The organism is Pseudideonella sakaiensis (assembly GCF_048320135.1).
Lineage (GTDB): Bacteria > Pseudomonadota > Gammaproteobacteria > Burkholderiales > Burkholderiaceae_C > Ideonella_A > Ideonella_A sakaiensis_A.
Genome location: NZ_CP182947.1, coordinates 201,029 through 217,485, shown reverse-complemented (window position 1 = coordinate 217,485; position 16,457 = coordinate 201,029). Strand labels below are relative to the sequence as shown.

The following is a 16,457-nucleotide window of genomic DNA, read 5'->3' as shown; positions in this document are numbered from 1 at the left end:
AGACGGCCTGCCTGCGCAGGCCGGAACGCCTGCCGAACCGCTCGAGCGCTGCGAGAGCGTGGAAGGCGTCAGCCGCTCCGGGGGTGGGCCTATCCCCTAGCCAGTATTGCGCAGCCCCGCCGCGATGCCGTTGATCGAGATGTGGATGCCGCGGCGCACGCGCGCGAATGCCGGGTCGGGTTGTTCGCGATCGCCGACATGGCCGCGGTAGCGGCGCAGCAGTTCGACCTGCAGGTGGTTCAGCGGATCGAGGTACGGAAAGCGGTGCTCGATCGAGCGCGCGAGCGCCGGGTTCGACGCCAGCCGCTGGTCGGTGCCGGTGATCAGCGTCAATGCGTCGCTGGTGCGTTGCCATTCGGCCTGGATCAGCCCGAAGATGCGTTTGCCGAGCTTCTTGTCCTCGACCAGTTCGACATAACGCGCGGCGATCGCGAAATCGCTTTTCGCGATCACCATGTCGAGGTTCGACATCAGCGTGCGGAAAAACGGCCACTGCTTGTGCATGCGGCGCAGCAGCGCCAGCCGCTGCTCGCGCTGGCCATCGTCCTTCAGAAACTCGTCGATCGCCGAGCCGAAGCCGCACCAGCCGGGCAGCGTGATGCGGCACTGGCCCCAACTGAAGCTCCACGGGATCGCACGCAGGTCCTCGATCTCGCGGGTTGCCTTGCGTGACGCCGGCCGCGAACCGAGATTCAGTTCGGCGATCTCGCGGATCGGCGTTGCGCTGAAAAAATAGTCGGTGAAGCCCGGCGTCTCGTAGACCAGTCGCCGGTAGGCGGCGAAGCTGGCGTCGCTGATCGCGGCGGCCGCCTCGATGAAGCTGGCCGGCGCGCTTTTGGTCGGGTGCAGCAGCGTCGCCTCCAGTGTCGCTGCGACGAGTGTCTCGAGGTTGCGGCGGCCAATCTCCGGATGGGCATATTTCGAGGCAATCACCTCGCCCTGTTCGGTCAGCCGGATCTGCCCGTTGACGGTGCCCGGCGGCTGCGCGAGGATGGCCTGATAGCTCGGGCCGCCGCCGCGGCCGACGGTGCCGCCGCGGCCATGGAACAGCCGCATCGTGATGCCGTGTTCGCGACCGAGCTCGCCGAACAGTTCGGCCAGCGCCAGCTCGGCGCAATACAGCTCCCAATTGCTGGTGAAGCTGCCGCCGTCCTTGTTGCTGTCGCTGTAACCGAGCATGATGTCCTGCTCGCTGCCCGAACGCTGCAGCAGGCCGGAGACCCCGGGCAGCGCAAAATAGTCGCGCATGATCTGCGAGGCCTGTCGCAGGTCGCCGATCGTCTCGAACAAGGGCACGACGACCAGCGCGCCGACCGCAGCGGCGTCGCCGTCGCCATCGAGCGTGCCGAGCAGCAGCCCGGTCTCCTTCATCAGCAGCTGCACCTCGAGCAGGTCGCTGACCGCTTCGGTATGCGAGATGATGTAGTGGCGCAGTGCAGCCCGGCCATAACGCGCCAGCATGCGGCCTGCGGATTCGAAGATTGCCAGCTCATGCAGCGCATGCTCGCTGTATTGGCTGCCGTGCACACGCAACGGCCGCGCATCGTTCAGCAGGCCGATCAACAGCTGCTGCTTCGCGGCCTCGTCGAGCGCGCTGTAATCGGCCTCGAGCCGCGCGGTGCGCAGCAGTTCGGCGACCACCAGTTCGTGTTTGTCCGAACTCTGGCGCAGATCGACGGTGGCCAGATGGAAACCGAATACCTGCAGCGCACGCTTCAACGGCCGCAGACGCGGTTCGACCAGCGCCTGCGCGTGGTTGGCGACCAGCGAATCCTCGACGACCTGCAGTTCGGCCAGCATCTCGTCGGCGCTGCGGTAGGGGTTCTGCGGCGCAACCGCATGGCGCAGTGCCTCGGTGCCGGTAAATTCGCGCAGCGTCGCCGCCAGCCGTGCATACATGCCGATCAGCACGCGGCGGTAGAGCTCGTCGGTGCGGTGGCTGCTGTGATCCGGCGAGGCCTCTGCCAGCGCGCGCAATGCCGGCGAGATCGGCGCCAGCGTATCGGAGATCGACAACTCGGCGCCGAGTTCATGGACCTCGGTCAGGTAGAAGCGCAGTGCGGTTTCGCATTGCCTGGCCAGCGCCATCTCCAGCGTCTCGGCGGAGACGTTTGGATTGCCGTCGCGGTCGCCACCGATCCAGTTGCCCATCCGGAAAAACGGCGCGATCGGATGACCGGGCAGGGCGGCCTCGATGTCGCGGTACAGGCGCGGGATCTGGCGCAGGAAGGTCGTCCGGTAATACGACAGCGCGTTCTCGATCTCGTCGGCGACGGTCAGCTTCGAGGTGCGCAGCATGCGCGTCTGCCACAGCTGGGTGACGCGGGCGCGGATCCGCTCCTCATTCGCGGCCAGGTCGCGCTCGCTGGCCAGGTCGTCGCGCTGCTCGACCATCGCGGCGATCGCGCGTTCAGCGTCGAGGATGCTCTTGCGCTGCACCTCGGTCGGGTGGGCGGTCAGCACCGGCGAGATATAGGCATGGCCGAGCATCCTGGCGATCTCGTCGCCGCGGATGCCGGCATCGGCCAGCCGCTCCATCGCCAGTGCCAGCGAGCCTTCCTGCAGATGGCCCTGGCGCTCATGGTGGTTGCGGCGCCGGATGTGGTGGCGGTCCTCGGCGATATTGGCCAGGTGCGAAAAATAGCTGAACGCCCTGATCACGCTGACGGTCTGGTCACCGCTCAGATTCTTCAGCAGGCGATCGAGCGCGCGGCCGGCCTGGGCGTCGCTTTTCAGCCGGTAGGCGACCGACAACTGGCGAACCCGCTCGACCAGATCGAATGCCGCCTGCCCCTCCTGCTCGCGGATCACGTCGCCGAGGATGCGGCCAAGCAGCCGGATGTCCTCGACCAGCGGCCGGTTCTTGTCGGCGGCTTCGGCTGTACTGTCGACGGATTTGCCAGTGGTACGGGCAGGGCGGCGCCGGGCAGCAGGGCTGGCAACGGATCTTTCAACGGTCTTGCGGGCCATGGTCGTCGATGTAATTTAGTTACCAACCGCGGTATCCTAACAAATGAGCGCGGGAGCGGTTCGCTGGGTGGCGGCAGACAGTGCTTGCAAGCGCCGGGCCAGTCCGTTCCGGTCCTCGAAACGGCTGCTAGCATCGAGTGATGTCCGCACCCGACCAAGACCCCGCCCCGGCCGGCGTTGCCGGCAATACCACTGCGTTGCGGATCGCCACCCGCGAGAGCCGACTCGCGCTGTGGCAGGCCGAGCATGTACAGCAACTGCTGACGGATCGTTTCGGCAAGCAGGTCGAACTGCTCGGCATGACGACAAAGGGTGACCAGATCCTCGACCGCGCGTTGTCGAAGGTCGGTGGCAAGGGCTTGTTCGTCAAGGAGCTCGAAACCGCGCTCGAGGAAGGGCGCGCCGAGCTGGCCGTCCATTCGCTGAAGGACGTGCCGATGGAGCTGCCGGAGGGTTTCGAACTGGCCGCCGTGTTGGCCCGCGAGGATCCGCGCGATGCGCTGGTCTCGCGGCATTTTGCCGATCTCGATGCCTTGCCGCACGGTGCGTTGGTCGGCACCTCCAGCCTGCGTCGCGTCGTGCAGTTGCGCAATCTGCGGCCCGACCTGCGTGTCGAACCGCTGCGCGGCAACCTCGATACCCGGCTGCGCAAACTCGACGAAGGCCAATACGACGCGATCGTGCTGGCCGCGGCCGGCCTGAAGCGGCTCGGGCTGGAATCGCGGATCCGTTCGATTTTCGAGCCGGAGACGATGCTGCCGTGCGCCGGCCAGGGTGCGCTCGGCATCGAGGTGCGCAGCGACAACACCGAATTGCGCGAGATGCTCGCCGAACTGATCGACTGGCCGACGCAGCTGGCGGTGGCCGCTGAACGTGCCGTCTCGCGCTCGCTCGGCGGCAGTTGCAGCATGCCGCTGGCCGCCCATGCGCAGTGGGATGGCGAACAGCTGCGGCTCGGCGTCGCGCTTGGCCATCCGGATCACACCGCGATGGCCTTGCTGCGCCACCAATGCGCCGCCGAGGTCGCTGACGAAGCCGCGGCGCGCCGGCTTGGCGAAACCGCCGCGCAGGCATTGCGCGATGCCGGCGCCGCCCAGTATCTGGCTGGTGGCTGAACGGTGCCGACAGACGACGCCGTTCGACCGCAACAGCAACGGCCGATCGGCCGTCGGGTGATCGTCACGCGACCGGCCGAACAGGCCGGGCCATGGGTCGACGGTTTGCGCAAACGCGGCATCGACGCGGTTGCGGTGCCGCTGCTCGGCATCGAGGATGCGCCGGATCCGGCCGCTGTCGACGCCGCCTGGGCCGCGCTGTCCGACTATGCGATGCTGTTTTTTGTCAGCCCGAATGCGGTGGCGCGCTTTTTTGCGCGGCGACCGCCAGGCCGTGACTGGCCCGATGGCGTGTTGGCAGCGGTGCCCGGTCCGGGCAGCAGCGCGGTGCTGCGTGACCAGGGCATCGGCGACGCCCGGATCGTCGAACCGGCGGCCGATGCGCCGAGCTTCGATTCCGAATCGCTGTGGCAGCGCCTGCAGCACATGCCATGGCGCAATCGGCGGGTGCTGATCGTCCGCGGCGAAGGCGGCCGTGACTGGCTGGCAAGCCGGCTGCGCGAGGCCGGCGCCGAGGTGTCGTGGCTCGCCGCCTATCGGCGCGGCGCGGCGGCGTTGCCGCAAGCGATCCGCCAGCTGATTGGTGTGGCGCTTGCAGAACCGCAGCGGCATCTGTGGTTTTTCAGCAGCAGCGAGGCCATCGACCATCTGCTCGCCAGCGGCGTGGCGTCGCGCGACATGCTCGGCAGCGCACTGGCACGCTCGAGCGCACTCGCCACGCACCCGCGGATCGCCAAAAGGGCACGCGCTGCAGGCTTTGCGGAGGTCGTCGAATCGCGGCCAGCGATCGACGATGTGGCTGCCTGCATACAATCATGGCCCACGCTGGATCTTTCCAGTGCCTCACGCAGCAGCTTGTGAGCGACACCGACATCCCGCCGCCCCCCTCGAACAGCCCCGATCGACCGATCGTCGCGCGGCCCGGCCAGACGCCGGATGCCGCACGGCCAGCCGCCGTGCGCGCGGGTGTCGTGCCGATCATCTTCATCGTTGTTGCCGGCGTCGTCGCCGTCTCCGGGCTCGCGCTGGCATGGCGCGCCGATCAGCGGGTCAGACTGCTCGAGCAGGAGCTGGTGCTGCGCCAGCGCGACATCCAGCAGCAGGCGACCGAGGCGCGGATGTTGTCGCAGCAGACCCTCGACGGTCTGCGCGAATCGGTGGCCAAGGTCTCGCTGCTCGAAGCCCGCCTGGCCGAAGTCGGCGTGCAGCGTGGCCAGCTCGACGAGCTGATCGTCTCGTTGTCGCGCTCACGCGACGAGAACATCGTTGTCGAGATCGAGTCTGCATTGCGCGTGGCTCAGCAGCAAAGCCTGCTCAGTGGCAGCACCGAGCCGCTGGTTTCGGCGCTGCGCCAGGCCGAGGAGCGGCTGGCACGCCACAACCAGCCGCGCCTCGAAGGCGTGCGCCGTGCGATTGCCCGCGACCTCGACCGCATCCGCAGTGTCAGCATGGCCGATATCGGCGGCTTGCTGCTGAAGCTCGACGAGGCGGTGCGCATGGTCGATGAACTGCCGTTGCTGTCGTCGCCCGAACCGCGCCGCGCGGGCAATGCAGCGCGCGGCGCCAATGCCGCATCGTCGGCGGCCCGCCTGGCCGATGCGGCGGCCAGCGATGCGCAATCGTGGTGGCCACAATGGGCAGGCTTCGGCGCGATCGACAATTTTGCGCAGCAGGTCTGGGCCGAGGTGCGTTCGCTGCTGCGGGTTCGCCAGATCGATCATCCGGAAGCGATGCTGATTGCGCCGGACCAGGCCTATTTCCTGCGCGAGAACCTGAAGCTGCGCCTGCTCAATGCCCGCCTGTCGCTGCTCAGCCGGCAGTTCGATTCCGCACAGCGCGACCTGCGCACCGCGATGTCATCGATCGAGCGCTATTTCGACACCACGTCGCGGCGCAGCCAGCTCGCGCTCGATCTGCTGCGTCAGATCGCCGGGCAGGCGCGCCAGGGCACGATACCGCTGCCGGACGATTCGCTCGCCGCATTGACCGCGGCTGCCGGACGCTGAAGGGGCGCGGCCGATGCGCTCCGTGATCTGGCTGGTGCTGATCTTCGTCGCGGCGGTCGTCGCGGCGACCGCGTTCGGCAGCAACGACGGCCTGGCAAGCTTCTACTGGAACGGCTGGCGATTCGACATGTCGCTGAACCTGTTCCTCCTGTTGCTGATTGGCACCTGTTTCGTGCTGGTCACCGTGATGCAGGCGATCAGCGTCTTGACGGGGCTGCCGCAGCGCGCCCACGAATGGCGCACTGCGCGGCGCGACCGCACCGCGCAGGCGGCACTGCGCGAGGCGCTGGCGCAATATTTCGGCGGCCGCTACAGCCGCGCCGTCAGTGCCGCGCAGCGGGCATTGGCGATTCAGTCCGACACCCCGGCGATGGCGCAGGACAATGATTTCACGGTGCTTGCGCACCTGCTGCATGCCGGCAGTGCACATCGGCTGCAGGACAGGCTGCAACGCGACCAGGAGATGGCAAAGGCACTCGACCTCGCGCAGCGCAGCCCCGCAGCGCGGCCGGTCGAGGAGGGCGCGCGACTGCTGGCCGCCGAATTTGCGCTCGACGACCGCGATGCCGACAAGGCACTCGCGCTGCTTGCCGAGTTGCCACCGGGTGTCGCTCGCCGCACCCATGCGCTGCGCCTGAAGTTGCAGGCATCGCGCCTGGCGATGCAGCCGCTCGAAGCGATGAAAACCGCGCGGCTGCTTGCCAAGCACCAGGGTTTCTCGAAGATCGCCGCACAAGGCCTGCTGCGTTCGCTGGCCTTCGAATCGCTGAGCAGCGCTCACGACATCGACCAGCTGACGACGATCTGGCAGCAGTTCGATCCGGCTGAACGCCGCGATCCGTTCATCACCGCCCATGCAGTGCGCTGCGCAGTGCAGTTCGGCGCCGCCAACGAGGCGCGCCAATGGTTGCGGCCGTTCTGGGAGCAGCTCGACGAACTTGCCGTCGACGAGCGGTCGGTGCTCGCCGCGGCGCTGGCACGCTGCACCGAAGGCATCGGCCCGGACTGGTTGCCGCGTCTGGAGGCTGCAGCCCGCGCCTATCCGGCCGATGGGGCAATCGCCCATGCAGTGGGCAGTGCGCTCGCGCAGCGGCAGCTGTGGGGCAAGGCGCGCAGCCTGCTCGAGCAGGCTGCCGCCGACAGCAAACTCGCAGCCAGCCAGCGCCGCGACGCGCTGCTGCAGCTGGCGCGAATTGCCAGGCAGCAGGATGACAGCGCTCGCGCCGGCGAGTTTCTCGAAGCGGCAGCAAAACTTTGATCACTTCTTCAGGAGAGGCAAAAAACCTCTGCTATACTGCGAGGCTTCGCGGCTGTAGCTCAGTTGGATAGAGTACTTGGCTACGAACCAAGGGGTCGTGGGTTCGAATCCTGCCAGCCGCGCCAGTTGTCGATAAGGGCTTGATTCCATCTGGAATCAAGCCCTTTTTCGTTGTGCCGTCGACTGCGGCCTATCTGGCCAGCATCCACAGGCCCATCGCGACCATCATCAGGTTTTCGGTCAGCGAGACAAAACCGAGCGGCACCTTGCTGTTGCCGCCGACGCAGGCGCATTTCAGTTCGCGCCGCTCGATATAGACCGCCTTGAAGACCGATAGCGCGCCAATCGTGCCGATGAACAGGGCCAGCGGAATCGACAGCACATTCAGCACCCCACCGATCATCAGCACACCGGCGATACCCTCGGCAAACGGATAGAGGTAGCCGTAGCGAACCCATCGCCGCGCCAGCAGGTCGTAGTTCAGGAACATCGTCGAGAAGCTCTCTATATCCTGCAGCTTCTGCATTGCCAATGCGCACATCGAGAATGCGATGAACCACTCGGCGGTGCGAACGCTGAACTGACCGGTGGCGACAAATGCAGCCATCAGCGCCATCAATGCGCATGTCGCGAAAATCGCGATCACCGGCTTGTACGACGTCGCCTGCGGATCGGCGACCGGCTTGCCGAAAAAGCGGCGCAGTTCGTCGTATCCGCCGATGCGCCGCTCGCCGATGAAGGTTTGTGGCGTCGTCTTCACGCCGTGTCGCTTGCGGAAGGCGTCGGTCTCGTGGCGCGTCTTCAGGTGGTGATCATCGACCGCATAGCCCTTGCGCTCGAGCAGGTCCTTCGATTTGAGCCCATACGGACATACATGGCCGGGCATGACCATGCGGTAGAGGGAGGCGGTCCTTGTGTCGCTCATCTCGGTCATTGCGGGTGCCAGCATGCAGTTGCACCCGAATGATTTGAACCACGACATCGACCGCGTGGCGTCGGACAATGCCGCAACGGCGAATCGGCGAAGCGCGCACCGGCGTGGCGCGTTCGGAAGTCGAACGCGCCCGCGGCGGCATCGTCGCTGAGCCGATCGGCGTGCATCCTCAATACCCGCTCCGGCAACGTCGATTCGCGACGGTGCGAAGATGGTGCCGGTCCGACGCACGAGGCGACACTCGTTGCTGCACAGAGGGAGAAACCGATGAAACCATTCCGCCGTTTCTGGCTGGCGGCCGCGCCAGCTGCCGTGTTGTCCGGGCTTGCGCTCGGCTCGCGCAACGCCTCCGCACAGGCAGCCAATGCGATGCCGAAAGCCGTCTGGCACGTCGATTTCGGCGAGCCGCGGCGCCTCAGCGCAATGATCCAGAACGTCAACAACATGGTGACGACCTACCAGAACGATCTGGTCGACTACGACGTGCGGATCGTCTTTCTGGCTGCCGGCATCCGCTTCATCACCGAGGATGCGCTGGCCGGGACGCCGTTCGCCGAGGATGTGGCCTTTCGCAGCGTGCGCGGCGATCTGATCCAGCGCCTGCTGCAGCTGCGCGACCTGCACAAGGTCAAGCTCGAATATTGCGAGCTGACCGCCGAGCTGATCAACTTGCCGAAGCCGCGCATCGTTGCCGGCATCGCCGGCGTGCGCTCCGGCGTCGTCCGCATCGCCGAACTGCAGTCGAAGGGATTCGCCTATCTGAAGGCCGAATGAGCGGGCAGGCGCCTCGGCTGCGGCGCCGGCTGGAATGGCAGCAGAGCGTCGCTTCGCCACTACCATCCACTCTTCACCTGACGATCAGACGACTGCGGAGACGAGATGGACCAGCAGCCCTTTGACGACGTTTCGATGCTTGCGCCGCCGCGCACCGAGCGCGAACTGCTCGCTGGTGGCGGCTTCGTGTTGCGCTCGCCCGATCCGCTGCAGCCCTATGCCCGCTGCATCGGCGAATGGCTCGAGCACTGGGCGGCAGCGACGCCCGATGCGCCGGCATTTGCCGAGCGCGGCAAGGATGGCAGCTGGCGGCGGCTGAACTGGCGCGAAACGCGCGAGCAGGTCGGGCGCGTCGCGCAGGGTCTGCTCGATCTGCAGCTCGCACCGCGCGCGCCGATCGTCGCGTTATCGGACAACTCGATCGATCACCTGCTGCTGATGCTGGCGGGCATGCACATCGGGCGTGCCGTCTGCACCGTCTCGAGCGCCTACAGCCGTCTCGCGAAGGATTTTGGCAAGGTCCGCGGCATCCTCGATGCGCTCGACCCCGCGCTGGTGTATGGCGACGATGCGGAGATTTATGGGCCGCCGGTGGCGGGCACTGGCTTGCGGGCGGTATCCGTGTTCAGCCGCGGCGCCGAGACGGTGGAAGGCGCGATCGGTTTCGCGCAGCTCGCCGGCACGACCGAGGGGCCGGAGGTGCGCCGTGCCTTCGACGCGATCGCACCCGACGACCATGCCAAATACCTGCTGACCTCGGGCTCCACCGGTGCACCGAAGGTCGTCATCAATACGCACCGGATGCTGTGCGCCAACCAGCAGATGATTGCGCAGGTGTGGCGCTTTCTCGAGCACGAAAAACCGGTGATCGTCGACTGGCTGCCGTGGAGCCATACCTTCGGCGGCAACCACAACCTGAACCTTGTGCTGCGCAACGGCGGCACGCTGGTGATCGATGAAGGCCGTCCGGCGCCGGGGTTGATCGAGAAGACCGCGCGCAATCTCGCCGAGATCCAGCCGACCATCCACTTCAACGTGCCGCGCGGCATCGACCTGCTGCTGCCGGTGCTAGAGGCCGACGAACAACTGGCGCAAGGATTTTTTGCGCGACTGCGTGCGGTTTTTTATGCTGGCGCTGCATTGCCGCAAACGACCTGGGAAAGGCTGCAACAGCTTGCGGTACGGGTGCGTGGCGAGCCGATCTGGCTGACGACCTCGTGGGGTTCGACCGAGACCTCGCCGGCAATCACCAGTGCGCATTGGCGGCTCGACAAGGCCGGCGTGATCGGCCTGCCGCTGCCCGGGCTCGAACTGAAGCTGGTGCCGAATGGCGAAAAGCTCGAGATGCGGGTGAAGGGCGTCAGCATCTTCCCCGGCTATCGCAATGCACCGGAGCTGACCGCGCAGGCCTTCGACGCCGACGGCTATTACAGGATCGGCGATGCAGGACATCTGCTCGACGACGCGGAGCCCGAACGTGGCGTCGTCTTCAACGGCCGCGTTGCAGAGGATTTCAAGCTGAGCAGCGGCACCTGGGTGTCGGTCGGCACGCTGCGTGTGAAGGTCGTGGCCGCACTTGCACCGCTGGCGCAGGACGTCGTGATCACCGGCCACGACCGCGACGAGGTCGGCGTGCTGGTGTTTCCGAGCGCGCCAGCGGCGGCGCTGCCGGCCGACGAACTGGCCAGCCGGATCGGCGCCTGCCTGCAGGAAATGCAGGCCGAAGGGGCCGGCTCGTCACAAACTCCGCAACGTGCGCTGATCCTGAGCGAACCACCGAGCGCCGAGCGCGGCGAAATCACCGACAAGGGCTACGTGAACCAGGCGGCGGTATTGCGGCATCGCGCGGCGCAGGTTCAGCACCTCTACAGCGACGCGCCCGACGTGGTCCGCGCCGGCGGGCCCGGCCGATGAGCAGGATTCACATCCACCGCGTCGACGTGCACTTCGGCGACTGCGATCCGGCCGGCATCGTCTTCTTCCCGAACTTCTCGCGCTGGATGGACGAGGCGTCGCTGGCCTTTTTTGTCGCCTGCGGCGTGCCGCCGTGGCGTGAGCTGGTGAAGACGCGCGGCATCATCGGCACGCCGCTGCTCGAGATCCATACCCGCTTCATGAAGCCGGCGACCTACGGCGAGACGATCGAGGTGCACACGACGATCGACGACTGGGCGGCCAAGACATTTCGGCACCGACATGTCGTGCGGCGCGGCGACGTTGTGTTGTGCGAAGGCACCGAAGTGCGCGCCTTTGTTGTCCGCGATCCGGCCGATCCGGAGCGGATCCGCGCGATCCCGGTCCCGCCGGACATCAAGGCGCTGTGCAGCTGAATCCCTGAACACGGCAGGGCCGAGGCAGATACACCCGTAACAATATATACGACAATAGAATATCAGTTCATCAACTGATTGATTGCCACCGTGGACAGATCTGTACCTGTGGGTGTGACGCGCGGCCAGCTCATTTGTCGCGTCGAAGCCGGATCGCGGCGCGCCGCCGTTGCGGCCGCATGATCGACGGCGCATTTGCTCTGGGGCCGCTGGTCCTGCCGCATGCGCTGCTGCTGCTGTTCGCAGCGGTCGTGGTGTCGCTGCAGGTCGGCAAGCGAATCGGCGGCAAGCTCGGGCTCGATGTCGAGCCGTCGCTGTGGGGCGCGCTGCTGGCAGCGCTGGTGGTCGCGCGGCTGGCCTTCGTCTTGCAGTATCACGAGGCCTACCTCGAAGCGCCGCTGGGCATCATCGATATCCGCGATGGCGGCTGGAACGCGCTGGCCGGCATCGTCGGCGGCTGGCTGTTCATCCTGTGGCGCGGCAGAACCCGGCCGGCGCATCAAAAACCGTTGCGCCGTGCGGCGCTTGCCGGCACCGCGTTGTGGCTGGCCGGCACGCTCGCGCTCGTGATGCTGCCGCAAGCCGCGCTGCGCCTGCCTGCGCTCGACCTGTCGGCGCTCGATGGCTCGCCGGTCCGGCTCGACAGCTTTCGCGGCCAGCCGACGGTGGTCAATTTGTGGGCCACCTGGTGCCCGCCCTGTGTGCGCGAGATGCCGATGCTGCAGCAGGCGCAGCAGAAAAATCCGGCAGTGCATTTCGTCTTCCTGAACCAGGGTGAATCGGCCACACAGGTCGAAGCCTGGCTCGCGAAGCAGCAACTGCCATTGCGCAATGTCCTGATCGACCAGCAGGCGAGCGCAGCGGCGGCGCTGGGCCACAAGGGTTATCCAACGACGCTGTTCTTCGACGCCGATGGCCAACTGGTCGCCAGCCGCGTCGGTGAACTTTCCTCCGCCACCTTGCTCGACAACCTGAAATTGCTGCAACGATGAAGATCTCCACCACCTCCCGCCGTCTGCTGACGGCGACGATGTTCACTGCGTCGTTCGGCGCCTGCGCAGCCGACGAGTTGCCGCCCGCATTGCAGTCGCTGCAGAAGCAGGGCATCGGCATCGCCGGCAGCTTCCAGTCGAAAACCGGGCTGAAGGCCTATGCGGCGTCCGCCGGCGGACGTCCGATTACGCTGTATGTGACGCCGAACGGCCATGTCATTGCCGGCACCGCGCTGGGCGCCGATGGCGATGAGGTCGATTCCGCCGCGCTCGAGGCTGCGCTGCGCAAGCCGCTGCCCGAGCAGGCCTGGAAACAGCTCGAGGCCAGCCGCTGGATCGCCGACGGCAAGCCGAATGCGCCGCGCATCGTCTATGTCTTCACCGATCCGAACTGTCCGTTCTGCGCCAAATTCTGGGCCGATGCGCGGCCGTGGGTCGACAGCGGCAAGGTCCAGTTGCGCCACGTCATCGTCGGCGTGCTGACGCCGACCAGCCGCGCGAAGGCCGCGGCACTGCTGGCCGACAGCGATCCAGCCCAGGCACTTGCCGCCTACGAAGGCAGGCATGCGCCGGCGATCGCGAAGACGCTGGCCGCCGGTGGCCGGCCGCAGCCGGTCGGCGACGGCGGCCTGACGCCGCTGAAGACGGTTCCGCCGGCGATCGCGACGCAGCTCGATGCGAACGAGCGGCTGATGGGCGCGCTCGGCATCGAGGCGACGCCGGGTGTCGTCTGGCGCGACGCCAAGGGGGCGATCCAGAAGCGCACCGGCGTGCCCGACCCGGCCCTGGTCGAGATCCTCGGGCCGAAATAGGCGCCGACCGCAACTACAGGTCGATGATCAGTTCAGCCCCTTCGTCGACCGTCCGCGAGCAGCACAGGATCACGCGCGTTGCGCGCTCCCTGCTGCCGAGCACGAAATCACGGTGCTCGACGGCACCGGACGCCGCCGCGTCGTAAGGCGTCGCGCAAACGCCGCACAGCCCGTCGCTGCACTTCGTGTCGACGTGCATGCCGGCCGACGCCAGCACGTCGGTCGCGCTCTGGTCCGCCGGCACTTCGAGCGTGCGGCCGCTGCGCGCCAGCCGCAGCCGGAACGGGCGGTTGACCCAGCCTTCGCTGTCCGGAACGCTGAAATATTCGCGGTGCAAAGCGTCCTCGGGCCAACCCTTGTCGCGCGCCGCGGCGAACACCGCATCCATATAACGCGGTGAACCGCAGCAATACAAATGCTTGCCCGGCGTGAACGCCGGCATCAGCGAAGCCAGCTCGGCGCGCCGGCCTTCGTCCTTGAAGTGCAACTCGACCTTGTCCGACCACGGTGCTTGTTCGATCTCGTCGACGAAGCCCGCGCCAGTGCGGCTCGGCGCGCTGTAGTGGAGCTGGAACGGCTTGCCGAGCGCAAACAGCCGGTGCGCCATTGCGATCATCGGCGTCACGCCGATGCCGCCGGCAAACAGCAGGCACGATGTCGCGTCCTCATGCAGAGGAAAGTGGTTCGCCGGGCGGGTGATGAAGACACGCCGGCCCTCGCGGAAGGCGCGGTGCATCAGCGCCGAGCCGCCACGGCCGGCCGGCTCGCGCAGCACGCCGAGCACATAGCGGCTGTGGTCGGCAGGGTCACCGGCGAGGCTGAACTGGCGCTGGTATTCGGGCGCGATCACGACGTCGATGTGAGCGCCGGCGTCGAACGGTGGCAGTTCGCGGCCGTCGACCGAGACAAATTCATAACGCGCGATGTCGGCGGTCATCTCGTCGCGGCGTTTCAGCACGACCGGAAACACCGGCGGCTCGCCGTCGGGCATGCGAAAAGGCGGCGCGAGGCCTTCGGTTTCGCCGGCCGCCAGCCGCTGCCGGTACTGCCCGGGTGTCAGCAGTGAACGGTAGCGCTCGATGCCTTCCTCGCGCACCGCCGGAAACGTCACCGGAAACGGCGGCGGCATCCTGTCGGCCGGATAAACCGCGAGCGTCTGGTCCTTGTATTTCAGCTCGAGGTCCTTCTGCAGCCCGCGCCGGTTGGTCTGCACGGCCTTCACATAACGGCCGCTGGCGCGGTCGAGCTCGATGTCCCACCACCAGGTCTTGACCGGGTTGATGCTGCCGCGGTCGAGCCGGTCGTCGAGCGCGGCGAGCGCGCGTGCGCTGCCCGGCAGATTCATCGCCAGCCAGCGGAAGCCACTTTCGGCAAACAGGCCCTCGAGGTTCCACGGGCAGGTCTTCATGCAGCGCCCGCACATGCCGCCCGCGGCATTGGTGATCCGGTAGCGGGCGCACTTCTCGGCGTCGCTCTTCCAGATCTCGTAGCCGTTGTACATCAGCTTCGGCCCCGCGGTGATCGCGCCGGACGGGCATTCGCGTGCGCACTTGTTGCAGCTCTCGCAGAAGCGCTGCAGGCCGAAATCGATCGGCCGGTCGGCGGCCATCGGCATGTCGGTCGTCACGGTGCCGCTTTTCAGCCGCGGACCAAGGTAGGGATTCAGGATCACCTCGCCTATGCGGCTGACCTCGCCAAGGCCGGACAGCAGCAGCAACGGCGGCTGCAGCACATCACCGTCGAGCACCGAGTGGACGCGTGCCGAATACCCGAGGCGACGGATCTGTTCGCCGATCACGCCGCCGAGCATCGAGAAGCGCAGGTAGGCGCGCATGCTCTGCGCAACCGAGATCCAGTCGTCGCCGCTCGCGCCTTCCATCGTCTCGTGGCCCTGGTCGAGCAGCAGGTTGACGCCGTTCGCGTGATAGGCCGGCAGCGGGTTGCCGCCGGCGTCGTGCGAGTAATACGCCCATTCCGGCACCGCGCACAGGCCGACCGCATCGACACCGAGGAAATAGGCGGTTGCCTTCAGGTTGTCGGCATTGCGCTGCGGATCGGCCGTCGTCGGGGATACCGGGCCGCGGGCCTCACCGAACTGCAGCAGCAGCAAGGCGCCGAGCGCGCGCCGCGCGCAGGCGCCGATCGGGCTCTTCATCACATAGTGGGCATTCTTCGCGCCGTCCTGCACGGCGCGGCCGAGGTCGCCGAACAGCGCGCGGGCAAAGAAGTCGGCGCGTTTCGGAAACCGCGGCACCCGTTCGTGGTCGATGAAGGTGGTCGGCTCGTCGCGGCGCTTCAGCGTCTCGAACGGAAAGGCGCCGAGCCGGAAATCGCGGCGCGCATAGGCTTCGCGGTTGAACGCGCTTTTCAGCGTGCCCTTGCCGAGCCACCACGCCGGGCCGTGCGATTTGAAGCGCTGCTGCAGCGCTGCCAACGGTCGGTCGGCTTCGAGTTCGCAATCGGTCGTCACTGCGGCGAGGCCGAAGCGGCGGCCGAGATAGGGATTGTTTCCGTCCGGCAGCGTCAGGCCGAGCGCCAGGGCGAGCTTGCCGAGGTCGACATCGCTGCAGGTCGCCGAATGCGCGCGGCCCTCGAAGCCGAGCATGCGCAGATAGGTCGACAGCAGCACCGCGGTCTGCGCGGCGAGCAGCGCGGCGCGCTGCGCCTGCGTGCCGACGATCCACTCGCAGCCCGGTTCATCCGGACGTGGGTCGCGCGGGTATTCGACCAGGATCACGATCGCGTCGCTGTGCGGCCGCTGCAGGCGGTCGATCGGGTCGAGCCGCTTGCGCGCCGACTCGAGCACGTCGGCGAGGATCATGTCCATGCCGGCGGCAAAACTTTTCGGCTGGCTTTGTTCGAGCTCGGCGCCGAGCGCGGCAACACCCGGGTTGCGGATCGGCTCGGGCAGCAAGGCCGCGGTGGGCAATTTGCCGACCGCCATCATCGACGCGTCGAAATAGTAGCCGGCGGCCTTCAGATGGCGGGCACGCTCCGCGGCGTCGTCGGGCACCTCGCCGCGTTGCGGATTGACCGCACCGTCGCGCACGAGGTCGAACATCGCGATGAAGCGAGCCATCGCATGGTTCAGCGACAGCGGATTGGCGTCGTCGAACGACAGCGGCTGCATGGTCGGCAGCGTGGTGAGGTCGGGGAGGGCATTGCTGCGCGTCAGCCGCTCGAGCGGATAGGGCCCGAGATGGACCGGGCGGTCGCGGTAGGAAAACAGTCGTTGCATGCCGCGGCTATTCTGACCGACGCGGCGC

Annotated in this window: 12 protein-coding genes and 1 tRNA gene; 10 read left to right on the top strand and 3 right to left on the bottom strand. The window is 67.0% G+C overall.

The window, feature by feature from the left end:
• Nucleotides 1–96: 96 nt before the first annotated feature.
• The gene (gene ppc / locus ACNH6H_RS00980) at nucleotides 97–2,970 is read right to left on the bottom strand and encodes a phosphoenolpyruvate carboxylase (RefSeq protein WP_418314856.1); all 2,874 of its coding nucleotides are present in this window, start codon (nucleotides 2,968–2,970) and stop codon (nucleotides 97–99) included.
• Between the two features lie 140 nt (nucleotides 2,971–3,110).
• Here ppc and hemC point away from each other — a divergent pair, with 140 nt between their 5' ends.
• From hemC to ACNH6H_RS00955, 5 genes are all read left to right on the top strand, one after another.
• Entirely contained in the window at nucleotides 3,111–4,085 is a 975-nt protein-coding gene (gene hemC / locus ACNH6H_RS00975) for a hydroxymethylbilane synthase (protein ID WP_418314855.1), read from the top strand.
• A 3-nt stretch (nucleotides 4,086–4,088) separates the two neighbouring features.
• Nucleotides 4,089–4,946, top strand: coding sequence for a uroporphyrinogen-III synthase (locus ACNH6H_RS00970; protein ID WP_418314854.1), 858 nt, complete (start codon nucleotides 4,089–4,091; stop codon nucleotides 4,944–4,946).
• Nucleotides 4,943–6,091 (top strand): uroporphyrinogen-III C-methyltransferase, encoded by a 1,149-nt coding sequence (locus tag ACNH6H_RS00965; RefSeq protein WP_418314853.1) that lies wholly within the window; start codon nucleotides 4,943–4,945, stop codon nucleotides 6,089–6,091. The genes ACNH6H_RS00970 and ACNH6H_RS00965 overlap by 4 nt, the downstream gene beginning before the upstream one ends.
• 13 nt (nucleotides 6,092–6,104) lie before the next feature.
• Nucleotides 6,105–7,349 carry a heme biosynthesis HemY N-terminal domain-containing protein gene (locus ACNH6H_RS00960; RefSeq protein WP_418314852.1) on the top strand — a complete coding sequence of 415 codons (1,245 nt, stop codon included), beginning with the start codon at nucleotides 6,105–6,107 and terminating at the stop codon, nucleotides 7,347–7,349.
• Between the two features lie 48 nt (nucleotides 7,350–7,397).
• Nucleotides 7,398–7,474 (top strand) — tRNA-Arg (locus ACNH6H_RS00955).
• 65 nt (nucleotides 7,475–7,539) lie between these two features.
• On the opposite strand, the gene ACNH6H_RS00950 is transcribed toward ACNH6H_RS00955, so the two are convergent.
• Nucleotides 7,540–8,274, bottom strand: a complete 735-nt coding sequence (locus tag ACNH6H_RS00950) for a MauE/DoxX family redox-associated membrane protein (protein ID WP_418314851.1) — start codon at nucleotides 8,272–8,274, stop codon at nucleotides 7,540–7,542.
• A 276-nt stretch (nucleotides 8,275–8,550) separates the two neighbouring features.
• Between ACNH6H_RS00950 and ACNH6H_RS00945 the strand changes: the two genes are divergently transcribed.
• The 5 genes from ACNH6H_RS00945 (at nucleotide 8,551) to dsbG (ending at nucleotide 13,191) form a co-directional block, all read left to right on the top strand.
• Complete coding sequence (locus ACNH6H_RS00945; protein ID WP_418314850.1) at nucleotides 8,551–9,057, top strand: DsrE family protein; 507 nt, start codon at nucleotides 8,551–8,553, stop codon at nucleotides 9,055–9,057.
• Nucleotides 9,058–9,162: 105 nt separating this feature from the next.
• Nucleotides 9,163–10,971, top strand: a complete 1,809-nt coding sequence (locus tag ACNH6H_RS00940; protein WP_418314849.1) for a feruloyl-CoA synthase — start codon at nucleotides 9,163–9,165, stop codon at nucleotides 10,969–10,971.
• Nucleotides 10,968–11,387 carry an acyl-CoA thioesterase gene (locus ACNH6H_RS00935; RefSeq protein ID WP_418314848.1) on the top strand — a complete coding sequence of 140 codons (420 nt, stop codon included), beginning with the start codon at nucleotides 10,968–10,970 and terminating at the stop codon, nucleotides 11,385–11,387. Before ACNH6H_RS00940 ends, ACNH6H_RS00935 begins: the two co-directional genes overlap by 4 nt.
• Nucleotides 11,388–11,566: 179 nt before the next feature.
• Nucleotides 11,567–12,379, top strand: a complete 813-nt coding sequence (locus tag ACNH6H_RS00930; protein WP_418314847.1) for a redoxin family protein — start codon at nucleotides 11,567–11,569, stop codon at nucleotides 12,377–12,379.
• Complete coding sequence (gene dsbG, locus ACNH6H_RS00925) at nucleotides 12,376–13,191, top strand: thiol:disulfide interchange protein DsbG (protein ID WP_418314846.1); 816 nt, start codon at nucleotides 12,376–12,378, stop codon at nucleotides 13,189–13,191. Before ACNH6H_RS00930 ends, dsbG begins: the two co-directional genes overlap by 4 nt.
• Before the next feature lie 13 nt (nucleotides 13,192–13,204).
• Here the strand turns inward: dsbG and ACNH6H_RS00920 are convergent, their stop codons facing one another.
• Nucleotides 13,205–16,429, bottom strand: a complete 3,225-nt coding sequence (locus ACNH6H_RS00920) for a 4Fe-4S double cluster binding domain-containing protein (RefSeq protein ID WP_418314845.1) — start codon at nucleotides 16,427–16,429, stop codon at nucleotides 13,205–13,207.
• Nucleotides 16,430–16,457: the final 28 nt, after the last annotated feature.

Excerpts from the sequence above, each read along its gene's own strand:
- ppc (WP_418314856.1), bottom strand. The coding sequence starts at position 2,970 with ATGGCCCGCAAGACCGTTGAAAGATCCGTTGCCAGCCCTGCTGCCCGG.
- hemC (WP_418314855.1), top strand. The coding sequence starts at position 3,111 with ATGTCCGCACCCGACCAAGACCCCGCCCCGGCCGGCGTTGCCGGCAAT.
- ACNH6H_RS00960 (WP_418314852.1), top strand. The coding sequence starts at position 6,105 with ATGCGCTCCGTGATCTGGCTGGTGCTGATCTTCGTCGCGGCGGTCGTC.
- ACNH6H_RS00950 (WP_418314851.1), bottom strand. The coding sequence starts at position 8,274 with ATGAGCGACACAAGGACCGCCTCCCTCTACCGCATGGTCATGCCCGGC.
- ACNH6H_RS00945 (WP_418314850.1), top strand. The coding sequence starts at position 8,551 with ATGAAACCATTCCGCCGTTTCTGGCTGGCGGCCGCGCCAGCTGCCGTG.
- ACNH6H_RS00940 (WP_418314849.1), top strand. The coding sequence starts at position 9,163 with ATGGACCAGCAGCCCTTTGACGACGTTTCGATGCTTGCGCCGCCGCGC.
- ACNH6H_RS00935 (WP_418314848.1), top strand. The coding sequence starts at position 10,968 with ATGAGCAGGATTCACATCCACCGCGTCGACGTGCACTTCGGCGACTGC.
- ACNH6H_RS00930 (WP_418314847.1), top strand. The coding sequence starts at position 11,567 with ATGATCGACGGCGCATTTGCTCTGGGGCCGCTGGTCCTGCCGCATGCG.
- dsbG (WP_418314846.1), top strand. The coding sequence starts at position 12,376 with ATGAAGATCTCCACCACCTCCCGCCGTCTGCTGACGGCGACGATGTTC.
- ACNH6H_RS00920 (WP_418314845.1), bottom strand. The coding sequence starts at position 16,429 with ATGCAACGACTGTTTTCCTACCGCGACCGCCCGGTCCATCTCGGGCCC.